Annotated in this window: 13 protein-coding genes; 5 read left to right on the top strand and 8 right to left on the bottom strand. The window is 61.1% G+C overall.

From position 1 onward, the window contains the following. Positions 1-92: 92 nt before the first annotated feature. The 3 genes from BHE81_RS24465 (at position 93) to BHE81_RS24475 (ending at position 2588) form a co-directional block, all read left to right on the top strand. Positions 93-821 carry a response regulator transcription factor gene (locus BHE81_RS24465; protein WP_004177810.1) on the top strand — a complete coding sequence of 243 codons (729 nt, stop codon included), beginning with the start codon at positions 93-95 and terminating at the stop codon, positions 819-821. An 85-nt stretch (positions 822-906) separates the two neighbouring features. Beyond that, on the top strand, positions 907-1665 hold the full coding sequence (locus BHE81_RS24470; RefSeq protein WP_004177809.1) for a type IV toxin-antitoxin system AbiEi family antitoxin: 759 nt from the start codon (positions 907-909) through the stop codon (positions 1663-1665). Between the two features lie 5 nt (positions 1666-1670). Beyond that, positions 1671-2588 (top strand): nucleotidyl transferase AbiEii/AbiGii toxin family protein, encoded by a 918-nt coding sequence (locus tag BHE81_RS24475; RefSeq protein ID WP_004146663.1) that lies wholly within the window; start codon positions 1671-1673, stop codon positions 2586-2588. A 124-nt stretch (positions 2589-2712) separates the two neighbouring features. Here the strand turns inward: BHE81_RS24475 and BHE81_RS24480 are convergent, their stop codons facing one another. The 4 genes from BHE81_RS24480 to BHE81_RS24495 all read right to left on the bottom strand — a co-directional run bounded on the left by BHE81_RS24480 (position 2713) and on the right by BHE81_RS24495 (position 7282). After that, a complete protein-coding gene (locus BHE81_RS24480; protein WP_004178300.1) occupies positions 2713-3720 on the bottom strand; it encodes a carbohydrate kinase family protein in 1008 nt (335 codons plus the stop codon). A 74-nt stretch (positions 3721-3794) separates the two neighbouring features. Beyond that, on the bottom strand, positions 3795-4736 hold the full coding sequence (locus tag BHE81_RS24485; RefSeq protein WP_002885156.1) for an ABC transporter substrate-binding protein: 942 nt from the start codon (positions 4734-4736) through the stop codon (positions 3795-3797). A 30-nt stretch (positions 4737-4766) separates the two neighbouring features. After that, on the bottom strand, positions 4767-5765 hold the full coding sequence (locus BHE81_RS24490; RefSeq protein ID WP_012737175.1) for an ABC transporter permease subunit: 999 nt from the start codon (positions 5763-5765) through the stop codon (positions 4767-4769). Next, on the bottom strand, positions 5762-7282 hold the full coding sequence (locus tag BHE81_RS24495; RefSeq protein WP_004210021.1) for a sugar ABC transporter ATP-binding protein: 1521 nt from the start codon (positions 7280-7282) through the stop codon (positions 5762-5764). The genes BHE81_RS24490 and BHE81_RS24495 overlap by 4 nt, the downstream gene beginning before the upstream one ends. Before the next feature lie 179 nt (positions 7283-7461). Between BHE81_RS24495 and BHE81_RS24500 the strand changes: the two genes are divergently transcribed. Next, positions 7462-9747: an ATP-binding protein gene (locus tag BHE81_RS24500; protein WP_020802928.1), complete on the top strand. Its 2286-nt coding sequence runs from the start codon at positions 7462-7464 to the stop codon at positions 9745-9747. 70 nt (positions 9748-9817) lie between these two features. After that, positions 9818-10171, top strand: coding sequence for a DDRRRQL repeat protein YjdP (gene yjdP / locus BHE81_RS24505; RefSeq protein WP_004151729.1), 354 nt, complete (start codon positions 9818-9820; stop codon positions 10169-10171). A gap of 22 nt (positions 10172-10193) precedes the next feature. Here the strand turns inward: yjdP and phnP are convergent, their stop codons facing one another. Genes phnP through phnL form a run of 4 tightly spaced genes read right to left on the bottom strand, consistent with a single transcriptional unit; the run spans position 10194 to position 13344 of the window. Next, positions 10194-10952 (bottom strand): phosphonate metabolism protein PhnP, encoded by a 759-nt coding sequence (phnP, locus tag BHE81_RS24510; RefSeq protein WP_023285715.1) that lies wholly within the window; start codon positions 10950-10952, stop codon positions 10194-10196. Positions 10953-10967: 15 nt separating this feature from the next. Then, positions 10968-11531 (bottom strand): ribose 1,5-bisphosphokinase, encoded by a 564-nt coding sequence (gene phnN, locus BHE81_RS24515; protein WP_015959271.1) that lies wholly within the window; start codon positions 11529-11531, stop codon positions 10968-10970. Continuing rightward, a complete protein-coding gene (gene phnM, locus BHE81_RS24520) occupies positions 11531-12667 on the bottom strand; it encodes an alpha-D-ribose 1-methylphosphonate 5-triphosphate diphosphatase (protein ID WP_004151726.1) in 1137 nt (378 codons plus the stop codon). Before phnM ends, phnN begins: the two co-directional genes overlap by 1 nt. Continuing rightward, positions 12664-13344, bottom strand: a complete 681-nt coding sequence (gene phnL, locus BHE81_RS24525; protein ID WP_002885196.1) for a phosphonate C-P lyase system protein PhnL — start codon at positions 13342-13344, stop codon at positions 12664-12666. The genes phnM and phnL overlap by 4 nt, the downstream gene beginning before the upstream one ends. Between the last annotated feature and the right edge of the window lie 66 nt (positions 13345-13410).

The following is a 13410-nucleotide window of genomic DNA, read 5'->3' on the forward strand; positions in this document are numbered from 1 at the left end:
GCTTGAAAAAATGTCACCGGGAGAGGAATTTGTCGGCGCAGGCTTGCAGAATCGATCAGACTGACACTAATTCCCGGCGGGCAGAGGCAAAAATGAAACCAGTCATTTTAGTGGTGGATGATGACAGGGCAATGGGCGAGCTGCTCAGCGATGTGCTCGGCGCGCACGCGTTTGAAGTGCTTGTCAGCCAGACCGGCAACGACGCGCTGGCGACGGTGGCGCAGCGGGCGGATATTGCGCTGGTCTTACTGGACATGATCCTGCCGGATACCTATGGCCTGCAGGTGCTCCAGCAGCTGCAGCGCACGCGGCCTGAGCTGCCGGTGGTGATGCTCTCCGGTCTGGGCAGTGAGTCTGATGTGGTGGTGGGCCTGGAGATGGGCGCCGATGATTACATCGCCAAACCGTTCAGCTCGCGGGTGGTGGTCGCCCGGGTGAAAGCGGTACTGCGACGCAGCGGGGCGCTGGCCGGCGAGGCGTCGGGCGCCGGTGCTGGCCTGACGTTTAACGGCTGGCGGCTGGATACCACGCGCTGTGAACTGTATAACCCGCAGCAGCAGGCGATCCCGCTGACCCAGGGAGAATATGGCCTGCTGCTGGCGCTGGCGCAGAACGCGCGCCGGGTATTGAATCGCGAACAGCTGCTGGCGCTGACCCATAACGAAAGCACCGAGGTATTCGACCGGACCATCGATGTGCTGATCATGCGCCTGCGGCGCAAAATTGAGCTCAACCCGCATCAGCCGACGTTGATTAAAACCCTGCGCGGTCTGGGCTATGTCTTTTCCGCCGACGTGACCCACAGCGAGAAGGCGGCGTAGGGCGGGTTTGCTGCCAACCCGCTGTTGACTTTATTTGGCGCAGGGAGTTTACTTTTTTTATTAAAGTGACACTCTGGGTTAATCTATGGCAACAAAATTAAACTGGCTGCTGCAAAACAGCGCTCCCGGAGATGTGATCCTTCAGTCCTGGTTAAGCCAGCATGCCATCTCTCCCTCTCTGGCCTTTAAATACGCGCAAAGTGGCTGGTTAAAAAAAAGAGGCAACGGCGTATATGCGCGTGCGGGACGTGAGCCGGAGTGGAACGATGCATTAGCATGTTTGCAAAATCAGCTTGCCGCTCCGGTGTATGTTGCGGGGCTCAGTAGCTTAGTCTGGCAGGGCCGTTCACACTATCTACAGCTAAAACAAAACCAGTGCTGGCTTAGTGTGGAAAATAAAGCGCTGCTGCCGAAATGGTTCAGGGAATTCCCGGGTGTGGAGTGGATAGTCATATCGGGGAAAAAACTGCCGGTGCTGGATGATAGATACCGTGTAACGCTTGATATAAAAGGGAAAAAACTCATCGGCAGTGCGCCAGAACTGGCTGCTTACGAGTTGCTGAGCGCGGTGCCGGGGACCCTCTCATTTAACCACGCTGCAGAGCTTTTCCAGGGGCTGGTTAATCTTAATCCTCGTAAAGTAGAGTATCTTCTTTCCGTCAGCCAGTCCGTGCAGGCCAAGCGTTTGTATCTCTTCTTCGCCAGTTTTTACGAGCATGGCTGGCTCAAACGAATCGATAGCCAAAAAATCGATCTGGGAGCGGGCAAGCGGCAAATCGTGGAAAATGGAAAGTTCAATGCTCAATACCAAATCACAGTGCCTGAACGCTTTCAAAAGGAATAAAAAATATGGATATACAGGCGCCTTATTATCGGCAGGTTGCTCTGCTAATGCAGGTTTTACCCTATGTTGCTGTCGAACGGGAATTTGCGCTGAAAGGTGGCACTGCCATCAATCTCTTTATCCGCGATTTCCCTCGATTATCGGTGGATATCGACCTCGCCTGGGTGCCCCTGGAAAGCAGAGCCATCGCTTTACCTCATATACGGGATGCGCTTGCACGTATTGCCGCCAATCTGCAACAACAGGCAGGTATGAGCGCTGTATTACAAGCTAATCGTTCAGATGAGATGCGTGTCATTGTTACTACCGATAGCGCGCAAATAAAGATAGAGGTTTCACCGGTCGCCCGGGGAACATTATATCCACCACAGGAGCGAGAAGTGGTGGGGGCGGTAGAGGACGTTTTTGGCTATGCCAGCCTTCCAGTGGTTTCGTTGCCTGACCTCTACGGTGGAAAATTATGCGCGGCGCTGGATCGCCAGCATCCCAGAGATTTTTATGACGTGAAATTACTTCTTGATGCGCAGGAGCTTGACCGTCCCATTTTCAATGGGTTTATCGCGTATTTACTGAGCCATAATCGGCCTCTGGCTGAAGTGCTGAATCCTCGCTGGAAAGATATTGCTGAACCTTTTTACCGTGAATTCAGCGGGATGACATTTGAGACGATAGCCCTGGAGGAACTGACAGCAGTCCCCAACAGGATGATTGCTGCGTTAAAATCCTGTTTCACACAACAGGATGTCGATTTTTTACTGTCATTTAAACGAGGCGAACCAGACTGGCGTTTAGCGCCGGAAATGCGTATTCAGGATTTGCCTGCCGTGCAGTGGAAATTGCGCAATATTCATCAGATGCCAGCGATAAAACGCGCTGAGTCATTAGATAAACTGGAAAAGGTGCTGGCCGAGTGGCGCAGTTAGTTACCTGGCCCGCCCTTGTTGAACTCAGCGTAAAACAGGCGTGATTTGAATAAACCGTATCCCTTTTCTCGCCATGACACGCCGTTCTCCTGTGGCATCGCCCTGATAGCGGGATCTACTCGATCTAAACATTCTGTAACTGAATAAACGCCTGCAGCTCAGGGAGCGTTTTGGCGCCGTCGATCGCATTGGCGGCCTGCAGGCTGGCGCGGGCGCAGGCGTGAGCCAGCTGCAGACTGGCGGTTAACGGCCAGCGTTCGTGGCTGCCGTACAGCAGGCCGGCGCAGAAGGCGTCCCCCGCGCCGACGCTGCCGATAATCTCCTCCGGCGGTAGCCGCCATGACGGTACCCAGCGCCCGGCTTCGGTACGGGAGACGCCCCATGCCCCCTCCGGACAATGGATCACTACCCGCTGGCGTACGCCGGCGTCAAGCAATGCGCTGGCGGCGCGGGCGATATTGGCGACGTGCGGCTCGCCGTTGGGTAGACGAATCTCCAGCCCGCTAAACTCGCTGGCTTCCAGTTCATTGATGGTCAGGTAGTCAAGATGCTTCAGCGCCGGCAGGACCAGCGGCCGGTAGCGCGGGTCGCCCTTGCGCGACACCAGATCGAGGGACACCTCATAGCCTCGCTCGCGCATCTGCGCCAGCAGTCGCGCGCTGCGGGTGCCGTACACTTCATCGGGGCGATCGAGGCTTTCGAGCAGCAGCAGATAGCCGAGATGGAAAATTTTCAGCGGCGCATCCAGCGGCTCAAAAGCCGGGAGATCAAGCAGGCGGTTGGCGCCGGGAGAGTGAAAGAAAGTGCGCTGGCCTTCGGCGTCGGTCATCACCTGGGTCATCGAGGTGGGGGCGGAGCTGGTGCGCTGTACGAGCTGGCGATTGATATGGTACTGATCGAGCATGGCGGTGATGTAGTCGCCATCGTTATCCTCGCCAATCAGGCCGACCGCCTGCAGCGGCAGCCCGGCGTGCATTTTGGCCAGGGTCAGCAGGACATTCAGCGGCGCGCCGCCGGTGGCGCGTTCGCTATGGACAATTTCCACCAGCCAGCCGCGCTCCGGCCACTGCCCGATCTGGTGGACATGATCGACCAGCATGTTGCCTGCGGCAATAATGCCTTTCCGTTCCATGATTGCTACTCCGCGCCGTCATATTCGTTAAGCGTAGCGCACAATCGGCGGAACGATTGTGCGCCTGGTTGCGCTTATTTCACGGTCCAGCCTTTGTAAGAGCTGACGTTATTTTTGTCGATCATCGTCACCGGGATCAGTACCGGCGCGGTCGGCGCAGGTTTGCCCTGCAGGATGTCGTAGCCAATCTCCACCGCCTTCGCTGCCATCACCTGTGGGTCCTGCGCTGGGGTGGCGACGAACAGCGAGTTCTTACGCTTCAGCGCCTCTTCGCCGTCCGGGCTGCCGTCGACGCCGACGATGAAGAACTCGCTGCGCTGCGCCTGTTTCGCTGCCAGATCGGCACCAATCGCCGTCGGATCGTTGATCGCGAACACGCCGTCAATCTTCGGATTGGCCGCCAGCAGGGAGGTCATCACCTCCAGGCCGCCTTCCCGGCTGCCTTTGGCGTTCTGGTTGGCGGAGAGGATTTTAATGTCCGGGTGTTTTTTGAACTCCGTTTCGCAGCCTTCGACGCGGTTTTGTACGGCGGAGACCGGCGGCCCGTTGATGATCACCACGTTGCCTTTGTTGTTCAGGCGGTCGCTAATGTATTTACAGGCCAGCTCGCCCGCCTGGGTGTTATCGGAGGTGATGGTGGCGTCGGCCCCTTCGGCGGCGACGTCAACCGCCACCACCACGATCCCGGCCTCTTTGGCCCGCTTCACCGCCGGGCCAATGCCTTTCGAATCGGCGGCGTTGAGGATGATCATATCGACTTTGGCGGCGATAAAGTTATCGATCTGCGCCACCTGCTGGCCCAGATCGTAGCCGCTGGAGACCAGCGTCACTTTGACGTTATCCCCCGCCAGTTTGCGGGCCTCCAGCTCCGCCCCTTTGGTGATCTGTACAAAGAACGGGTTGGCAAGGTCGCCCACCGTCACGCCAATCGCTTTCAGCTCTTTGGCCGACGCAAAAGGGGAGGCGGCCAGCAGCGCGCCAGCACACAGCGCGGTGACTATCGGTTTTAAACGCATTCGCTTTTCCTCGCAGGTAAGATGTTGTTGTTATGCACTTTGATGATGTCGGGTACGGTATTTGTCGATCAGCACCGCAATGATGATCACCGCCCCTTTGATCACCAGTTGCCAGAAGTAGGAGACCCCCATCAGGGTCATGCCGTTATTGAGGGTGGCGATAATTAGCGCCCCCACCAGCGTACCGGTGATGGTGCCGATACCGCCGACGAAGCTGGTGCCGCCGAGAATGACCGCGGCGATGGCGTCCAGCTCGTAGCCGACGCCGAGGTTGCCGTTGGCGCTGTACAGCCGCGAAGCGCTCATCACCCCGCCAAGGCCGGAGAGCAGGCCGCTCATGCCATAGACAAACAGCAGCACCAGCCAGACTTTGATGCCGGTCAGCCGCGCCGCCTGCATGTTGCCGCCCACCGCGTAGATATGCACCCCAAGGGTGGTGCGGCGCAGGATAAACCAGCACACCGCGATCACCGCCAGGGCGATGACTACCAGCCACGGCACCGGGCCGAGGTAGTCATTGCCGATCCACTCGAAGCTGATATCGGAGTTGATCACCGTGGTGCCGTCGGCCAGCAGATAGGCGGCGCCGCGCAGCGCCGTGTAGGTGCCGAGGGTGACGATAAACGGCGGCAGCCCGGCGAAGGCGACCAGCGCGCCGTTGAACAGGCCGAGCAGCAGGCCGAGCATCAGCGCCGCCGGAATCGACAGCAACGCAAACTCCGGGATCAGCGACACCACCATCGCGGCCACTGCGGTGGTGCCAAGGATGGAGCCGACGGAAAGGTCAATGCCGCCGGTGAGGATGATGAAGGTCATTCCCGCCGCCAGCACAATGTTGATCGAGGCCTGGCGGGTGATATTCAGCAGATTGCTTTCCGTGAAAAAGTTGGGGGCGATAAAGCCGAAAACGGCGACGATCAGGATGAGGATCGGCAGAATGCCGACGGTCTGCATCAGGTCGCCCATCAACATTTTTTTCGCCGAAGCGGATTTCGCGACCGGCGCGGAGTTCTCTTTCGGTATGCTCATAGTTGCCCTGCCTTAAGGTGAGAATCGGTCACGCCGGTGGCCAGCGTCATGATACTTTCCTGGCTAATATCACCGGCCTGTAGCTCGCCGGCGATAACGCCCTCGCGCATCACATAGACCCGGTCGCTCATGCCCACCACTTCGGGCAGCTCGCTGGAGATCATCAGAATGGCGACGCCCTGGCGCGCCATGTCGTTCATGATGCGGTAAATTTCGCTTTTCGCGCCGACGTCGACGCCGCGGGTGGGTTCATCAAGGATTAGAATGCGCGGGCCAATCGCCACCCAGCGCGAAATTAACAGCTTCTGCTGGTTGCCTCCGGACAGTCCGCCGGCGCGCACCTGGGCGTGCGGCACGCGGATGTTAAGCAACTGGATGGCGTCATCGGAGATGGTTTGCGCCTTCCGGCGGTTGAGCATCCCCCAGGTCGCGTCGCGCTCCAGCGTCGCCATGGTGATGTTTTCCTGGGCTGCCAGTTCGAGAAACAACCCCTGTTCTTTGCGGTTTTCGGTCAGAAAGCCGATCCCGAGGTCGATGGCTTCCCGCGGCGAGTGGATCACCACCGGCTCGCCGTCGATCTCAATCACCCCGGCGGTGGCTTTGCGCACCCCGAAGATCAGCTGCGCCAGTTCGGAACGCCCGGCGCCGACCAGCCCGGCGAGGCCGACGATTTCGCCGGCATGCACCACCAGGCTGCTGGGCTTAACCTTGCCGCCATCGGTCAGATCCTCGACCCGCAGGCGCGGCTGGCCGCGGGGAATGTCCCGTTCTTTATTGAAGAGATCGCTGAGCGGCCGACCGACCATCATGCGCACCAGCTCCGGCGCGTTGAGCTTGTCGCGCACCAGGCTGCCGACATACTGCCCATCGCGCAGGACGCTGACCCGGTCGGAGAGCTCATACACTTCCGCCATGCGGTGGCTGATATAGATGATCGCCATCCCCTCATCGCGCAGGCGCAGGATGAGCTCGAACAGGCGCTGGGTTTCCCGCGAGGAGAGGGCGGCGGTGGGTTCATCCATCACCAGAATGCGGCTTTGACGGTGCAGGGCGCGGGCGATCTCCACCTGCTGTTGTTCGGCGATGGTCAGGGTCATCACCCGGTCGCTGGCTTTGAACTGGGCGCCGAGACGGTCGATCACCGCCTGCGCCTGGCTGAGCATGGCTTTGCGCTGCACCAGACCACCGCGCGCCAGCTCGCTGCCGAGGAAAATGTTTTCCGCGACGGTCAGGTTCGGCGCCAGCTGCATCTCCTGGTAGATCAACGTGATCCCGGCGGCCAGCGCGTCCTTGGGGCCGCGGATCGTTTGCGGTTTTCCGTCGATCAGGATCTCGCCGCTGGTGGCGGTATAGGCGCCGGCGAGGATCTTCATCAGCGTGCTTTTTCCGGCGCCGTTCTCCCCCATCAGGGCATGGATCTCGCCGGGCCAGACCGTCAGGTCGACGCCCTTCAGCGCGTAGAATTTGCCAAAAGCTTTGGCGATATGGCGCATTTCCAGTACCGGGGTGGCGGTCATCGCGGCGCTCCTGTCTGTAAGAACAATAGCTGCAGTCCACCACCGGAAAATAAATGCAGAATGTCAGAATCCATTCATATTTGTCATAGTGATAAATAGTTAACCGCGATCACAGTTACGCGGCGTCATTTTCTGCACCGTCACGCTTATCTGCCGACCGATCCTTCACCGGAGTTGTTATGACCGCTCGCCGACACCCGTTTTTCACCAGCGCCCGTGGCCGCCTGCTCTCCTTTAATCTGCTGATGGGCGTGGTCACCCTGTTGGTCAGCGGCGTGGCGGTGTTCGGCTTTCACCACGCCAGCCAGCTGCAGGAGCAGGTGCAGCGCCAGACTCTCAACGACATGCGCGGCAGTATGGATCTGGCGCGGGACACGGCGAATGTCGCCACGGCGGCGGTGCGCCTGTCGCAGGTGGTGGGGGCGCTGGAGTACAAAAGCGAAGCGGAACGGCTGCTGGCGACGCAGCAGGCGCTGAAGCACTCGCTGGCCCAGCTGGCGGCGGCCCCGCTGGCGCAGCAGGAGCAGGCGCGGGTGGCCAATATTATTCGCCGCAGCAACGCGCTGCAGCAGAGCGTGGCGGAGATGCTGGAGCGCGGCCAGCGCCGCCATCTGCAGCGCAATGCGCTGCTGAGTTCGCTTTACCAGAATCAGAGTAACCTGCGCCATCTCGCCGATCTTAACGATCGCGGCGGGGATAAGGCGATCGATCCGCGCCGGCTGGCTGAGATGGACCGGCTGATCGTGGCTGCGATCCATACCGTCACGCCGCGGTCGATCGTCCTGCAACTCGACCAGCTGCGCGGCGCCCTGCCGACACGCAGCGCCGATCCCGCGCTGGCGTTTGTCCTCCCTGATGTGACCCGCGAACTGGCGACGCTGGCCCCGCTGTCGGCCCAGCTGGAGGAGAGCGACCTGACGATCAGCTGGTACATGTATCACATCAAAGCGCTGGTCGCGTTGCTTAACGAAGATATCAATCAGTACGTGACCCGGGTGGCGGAAGCCTCAGAGCAGCGGGCGGCGCAGAGCCATCGGGAGCTGCGCTCCATCAGTATGTTTATTCTGCTTTCCGCGCTGCTGGCGCTGGCGATCACCGGCTGCGCCGGGTGGTACATCTACCGTAATCTCGGCTCGAACCTGACCGCCATCTCGCGGGCGATGTCGCGGCTGGCTCAGGGAGAGCCGAACGTCTCGGTGCCGGCCCTGCAGCGGCGCGACGAGCTGGGGGAGCTGGCGCGGGCCTTTAACGTTTTCGCCCGCAATATGGCGTCGCTGGAGCACACCACCCGGCTGCTGAAAGAGAAGACCAACCAGATGGAGATCGATCGGATTAAGCGCCAGGAGCTGGAGGAGGCGCTGCTGCATAGTCAGAAGATGAAGGCCGTCGGCCAGCTGACCGGAGGTCTGGCGCATGACTTTAACAACCTGCTGGCGGTGATTATCGGCAGCCTTGAGCTGGTGGAGCCGGATGCGCGCGATGCGCCGCGCCTCTCCAGGGCGCTGAAGGCGGCGGAGCGTGGGGCGCTTCTGACCCAGCGGCTGCTGGCCTTTTCACGCAAGCAGGCGCTGCATCCCCAGGCGGCGGCGATGGCGCCGCTACTGGAGAACCTCAGCGAGCTGATGCGTCACTCCCTGCCGGCGACCTTAAGCCTGGAGATTGAGGCGCAGTCGCCGGCGTGGCCGGCATGGATAGACGTTGGCCAGCTGGAAAATGCCCTGATCAATCTGGTGATGAACGCCCGCGACGCCATGGCGGGGCGCGACGGGGTCATCAAAATACGCACCTGGAATCAGCGGGTCACCCGCAGCAGCGGCCAGCGGCAGGATATGGTGGCCCTGGAGGTGATCGATCATGGCAGCGGGATGTCGCAGGCGGTGAAAGCCCGGGTGTTCGAACCTTTCTTCACCACCAAAGCCACCGGCAGCGGCAGCGGCCTGGGGCTGTCGATGGTGTATGGCTTTGTGCGCCAGTCTGGCGGCCGGGTGGCGCTGGAGAGCGCGCCGGGGCAGGGGACGACGGTGCGGCTGCAGCTGCCGCGAGCGTTGACCGAGGTTGAGAAGGAGGTGGCGCCAGCGGTGGACGAGCCGCCCCCGGCGGGCGAGCGGCTGGCGCTGGTGCTGGAAGATGAAGAGGATGTCCGCCAGACGCTATGTGAACAGCTGCATCAGCTGGGCTGGCTGACGCTGGAAACCGCCAGCGGTGAAGAGGCGCTGCAGCTGCTGGAGGCCTCGCCGGATATTGCCCTGTTGATTAGCGATCTGATGCTGCCCGGCGCCCTGAGCGGCGCCGATGTGATCCATACCGCCCGACGCCGCTTTCCGGCGCTGCCGGTGCTACTGATCAGCGGCCAGGATTTGCGTCCGGCGCAGAACCCGGCCCTGCCGGAGGTTGAGTGGCTGCGTAAGCCGTTTACCCGCGCCCAGCTGGCGCAGGCGCTGAGCGCGGCGTACGCGAGGATTTGAGATTCCTCCGCTACCCGGGTTTCATGCGGATGATTAAGGTAGCGGCAGGACTCTGATGAGATTGGCCCCGATGAAACGTTACGCAACCGCACTGCTCTTTTGCACTCTGTCGCTGACCAGCCTGGCCGCTCGCGCCGATATTATCGATGACGCGATCGGCAATATTCAGCAAGCCATTAACGACGCCTATAACCCGGGCAGCAGTCGCTCCGATGACGACGACAGATACGATGACGATGGCCGGTATGATGACGGGCGCTATCAGGGGAGCCGTCAGCAGAGCCGTGACAGTCAGCGCCAGTATGACGAGCGGCAACGCCAGCTGGACGAGCGCCGCCGCCAGCTGGATGAACGCCAGCGTCAGCTCGACCGCGATCGTCGTCAGTTAGAAAGCGACCAGCGTCGGCTGGATGATAGCTACTGATCGCCCCCCCGCAGGCCAGCGTTTAATCCAGCGCTATTTCCATCCCGTCATAGCCCGCTTCGAAACCTGTCGGCAGCGGGTTATCCATCATCCAGACGTCAAACTGGTGGCTGATATGGGTGAGGATCACCCGCTGACAGCCAATGACCTGGTTAAGGCTGCGGACGGTGTTTAGATCGTTATGGTTACGCGGGGTCTGCGCGCGCGGCTCATGACTGCAGTCGATGATCATCGCCTGCGGGCGGTTATTGAGCAAAAACTTCAGCGTCTTGTCCGGCAGCCCGGCGGTATCCGAGAGCCAGGCCAGCCGGCTGTGGGCCGACTCCAGCAGATAACCAAAGGTCAGCTTCGAGTGATTAAGGGGTAGGGGCGTCACCCGCAGCCCCTGCAGGTTAAACATCACAAACGGCGTGACGGTATGGCTAAAGTCAAGCAGACCGGGGTGTTTGAGCAGATCGTCGCAGCCGGCGTCATCCGGCGGGCCATAGACCGGAATCGACGCGCCGACTCCCCAGCGCAGCGGAAACAGCCCCTGCACATGATCCAGATGGTAGTGGGTCAGCAGCACCTGTTGAAAGCTGCCGGCGGGATGATGTTCCATCAGATCCGGTCGTCCGGCATCGAGCAGCGTCACGGCGCTGTTGAACGTGACCACTCCGCTACAGGGGCGGCGGCGGTGATTTTCCTCGCGGCGAGCGCGGCGGCAGGCCGCGCAGTCGCAGCCGAAGACCGGCACCAGCTGAGCGCCGCCGGTGCCGGTTAAGCGGAGGGTCAGGCTCATCGTGTCACCTTTTGTTTATACCAGTTGATCCGCTTCGCGCGCCGCGTGGCTGCGCAGCAGGCGGAAAAATTCATCGACCGATTGTCGGAGACTGCCGTCGTTATTCAATGTCAGGCAGTTGTCCGGCTTATAGCGCGCGGCGCGGTCCAGACGCTGGGCGATTTCCAGCGCATTTTCCCGGCCGCGCTGCTCCAGCCGCTGGCGCAGCACCGGCGGCGAGACGGCGAGACAGATCGGCACCAGCACCTCGCCGTAGCGTTCCCGGGCCAGCGCCAGATGGGCGCGGGAGCCGTTGGCCACCACGTCAAAGCCGGCGTGCAGCCAGAGGTCGATCTCCACGCCAATGCCATAGTAAGTATTGTTGGCGTGCCAGCTGAGAGCAAAAAGATGCTGCTCGGCGCGGGTAAAAAACTCATGTTCGCTGAGGGCGATATGATTCTCGCTGCCCGCGTTAAACGGGCGGGTTATGTAACGATGGGCCACCAGCAGCTGCGGGTGCTCGCGCTGGCGCAGCGCCGCCAGCAGGCTATCTTTACCGGAGCCGGAGGGGCCCACCAGCCAAATCAGTTTTCCTGGCATTAAAAGACCCTCTTTCCCTGGCGCCAGACATGGTCGATCTGGATATGTTCGCCGCGACGGTGCGCCAGCACCAGGTCGGCGCGTTTCCCCTCGGCGATGACGCCGCGATCGTCAAGGCCCAGCGCCTGCGCCGGATGCTGACTGACCAGACGGATCGCCTGTGGCAGGGTGAAGGCATTGTCCTCGGCGTCGGCGATGCGGAAAGCGGCATCCAGCAGGCTGGCGGGGTAATAGTCAGATGAGAGGATGTCCAGCAAACCGTGGCTCGCCAGCTGGTGGGCGGCGACGTTGCCGGAGTGGGAACCGCCGCGCACGATATTCGGCGCCCCCATCAGGACGTGCATCCCGTGCTGACGTGAAGCCTGCGCCGCGGCCAGCGTGGTGGGAAACTCGGCGATCACGCTCCCTAGCTGGTGAGATTCGGCCACATGCGCTTCGGTGGCGTCGTCGTGGCTGGCGAGGGCGATACGGCGGGCGCGGCACATGGCGGCGATGGTCTGGCGATTGGGCTGCGACCAGGTGGCGGCCAGAGCCATCTGCTCGGCTTCAAAACGGTCCATTTCGTCATGCGTCAGATGATATTTGCCCTGATAATAATCGCGGTACTTGCTGCGATCGGCGTACTGACGCTGGCCCGGCGAGTGGTCCATAAGAGAGACCATGCTCACCGACTCGCGATCGATCAGCTTTTCAAACAGCGGCAGCGTGGTGTGATGCGGCAGCTCGCAGCGCAGGTGCAGGCGGTGTTCGGCGCGGTTGAGACCGCGCTTTTGCGTCTCCTCCACGGCATTGACCATCTTCTCCAGATTCTCAAGACGATCGCCGCCATCGCGCACGTCGCCAATCGCCACGGCGTCCAGCACGGTGGTGATGCCGCTGGCGACCATCATGGCGTCATGGCTGCTCATCGCCGAGTGGGCCGGCCAGTCTACCTTCGGCCGCGGGGTAAAGAACTTGTCGAGGTTATCGGTATGCAGCTCGATAAGGCCCGGCAGCAGCCAGCCGCCTTCCCCATCCAGCGCCTGCGGCAGCCGGCTCTGGCTTTCGGCGAAGGCGAGGATGCGACCGTCATGGACTTCCAGCGAACCGTGGACCACCTCGTCGTCGAGAACCAGTTTTACGTTATTGATAATCATGCTGTCATTCCCATAGAGTGCAGTCGGTCGGCGACCTGACGGCGTACCCCTTCGTCATGGAAAATCCCCACGATGGCCGCGCCGCGCGCTTTGGCATCGTGGATCAGGTTGACCACGGCAGCACTGTTTTTGCCATCCAGTGAGGCGGTGGGTTCATCAAGGAGCAGGATCGGATAGTCGACCGCAAAACCGCGGGCGATGTTGACCCGCTGCTGCTCGCCGCCGGAAAAGGTGGACGGCGCAAGGTGCCACAGGCGTTCCGGAACGTTGAGGCGGGTCAGGAGCTGGGCGGCTTTGGCGGCGCTCGCTTCGCGCGGCGTCCCAAGATCGAGCAGCGGCTGCATCACCACCTCCAGCGCCGAAATGCGCGGGATCACCCGTAGAAACTGGCTGACCCAGCCGATGGTGGTTTTGCGCACTTCCAGCACCTTGCGTGGGGTGGCGGTGACCAGGTCCACCCATTCGTCGCCGTGGCGGATATGGATATGGCCGCTGTCCGGCAGATAATTGGCGTACAGCGAACGCAGCAGGGTCGATTTGCCGCTGCCGGAGTGACCGTGGAGCACCACGCACTCCCCGGCGTTAACGGTCAGCGAGGCGTCGGCCAGCACCGGCAGACGCACGCCGTGCTGCTGGTGCAGAACAAAGGTTTTATGGACGTTTTCAACGCGGATCATGTTAGCTCTCACGAGGTTGAGTTGCCGGGTGGCGCTTCGCTTACCCGGCCTACGAATAACGCACCT

The organism is Klebsiella sp. AqSCr (genome assembly GCF_008452795.1).
Taxonomy (GTDB): domain Bacteria; phylum Pseudomonadota; class Gammaproteobacteria; order Enterobacterales; family Enterobacteriaceae; genus Klebsiella; species Klebsiella pneumoniae.

Excerpts from the sequence above, each read along its gene's own strand:
- BHE81_RS24465 (WP_004177810.1), top strand. The coding sequence starts at position 93 with ATGAAACCAGTCATTTTAGTGGTGGATGATGACAGGGCAATGGGCGAG.
- BHE81_RS24470 (WP_004177809.1), top strand. The coding sequence starts at position 907 with ATGGCAACAAAATTAAACTGGCTGCTGCAAAACAGCGCTCCCGGAGAT.
- BHE81_RS24475 (WP_004146663.1), top strand. The coding sequence starts at position 1,671 with ATGGATATACAGGCGCCTTATTATCGGCAGGTTGCTCTGCTAATGCAG.
- BHE81_RS24480 (WP_004178300.1), bottom strand. The coding sequence starts at position 3,720 with ATGGAACGGAAAGGCATTATTGCCGCAGGCAACATGCTGGTCGATCAT.
- BHE81_RS24485 (WP_002885156.1), bottom strand. The coding sequence starts at position 4,736 with ATGCGTTTAAAACCGATAGTCACCGCGCTGTGTGCTGGCGCGCTGCTG.
- BHE81_RS24490 (WP_012737175.1), bottom strand. The coding sequence starts at position 5,765 with ATGAGCATACCGAAAGAGAACTCCGCGCCGGTCGCGAAATCCGCTTCG.
- BHE81_RS24495 (WP_004210021.1), bottom strand. The coding sequence starts at position 7,282 with ATGACCGCCACCCCGGTACTGGAAATGCGCCATATCGCCAAAGCTTTT.
- BHE81_RS24500 (WP_020802928.1), top strand. The coding sequence starts at position 7,462 with ATGACCGCTCGCCGACACCCGTTTTTCACCAGCGCCCGTGGCCGCCTG.
- yjdP (WP_004151729.1), top strand. The coding sequence starts at position 9,818 with ATGAAACGTTACGCAACCGCACTGCTCTTTTGCACTCTGTCGCTGACC.
- phnP (WP_023285715.1), bottom strand. The coding sequence starts at position 10,952 with ATGAGCCTGACCCTCCGCTTAACCGGCACCGGCGGCGCTCAGCTGGTG.
- phnN (WP_015959271.1), bottom strand. The coding sequence starts at position 11,531 with ATGCCAGGAAAACTGATTTGGCTGGTGGGCCCCTCCGGCTCCGGTAAA.
- phnM (WP_004151726.1), bottom strand. The coding sequence starts at position 12,667 with ATGATTATCAATAACGTAAAACTGGTTCTCGACGACGAGGTGGTCCAC.
- phnL (WP_002885196.1), bottom strand. The coding sequence starts at position 13,344 with ATGATCCGCGTTGAAAACGTCCATAAAACCTTTGTTCTGCACCAGCAG.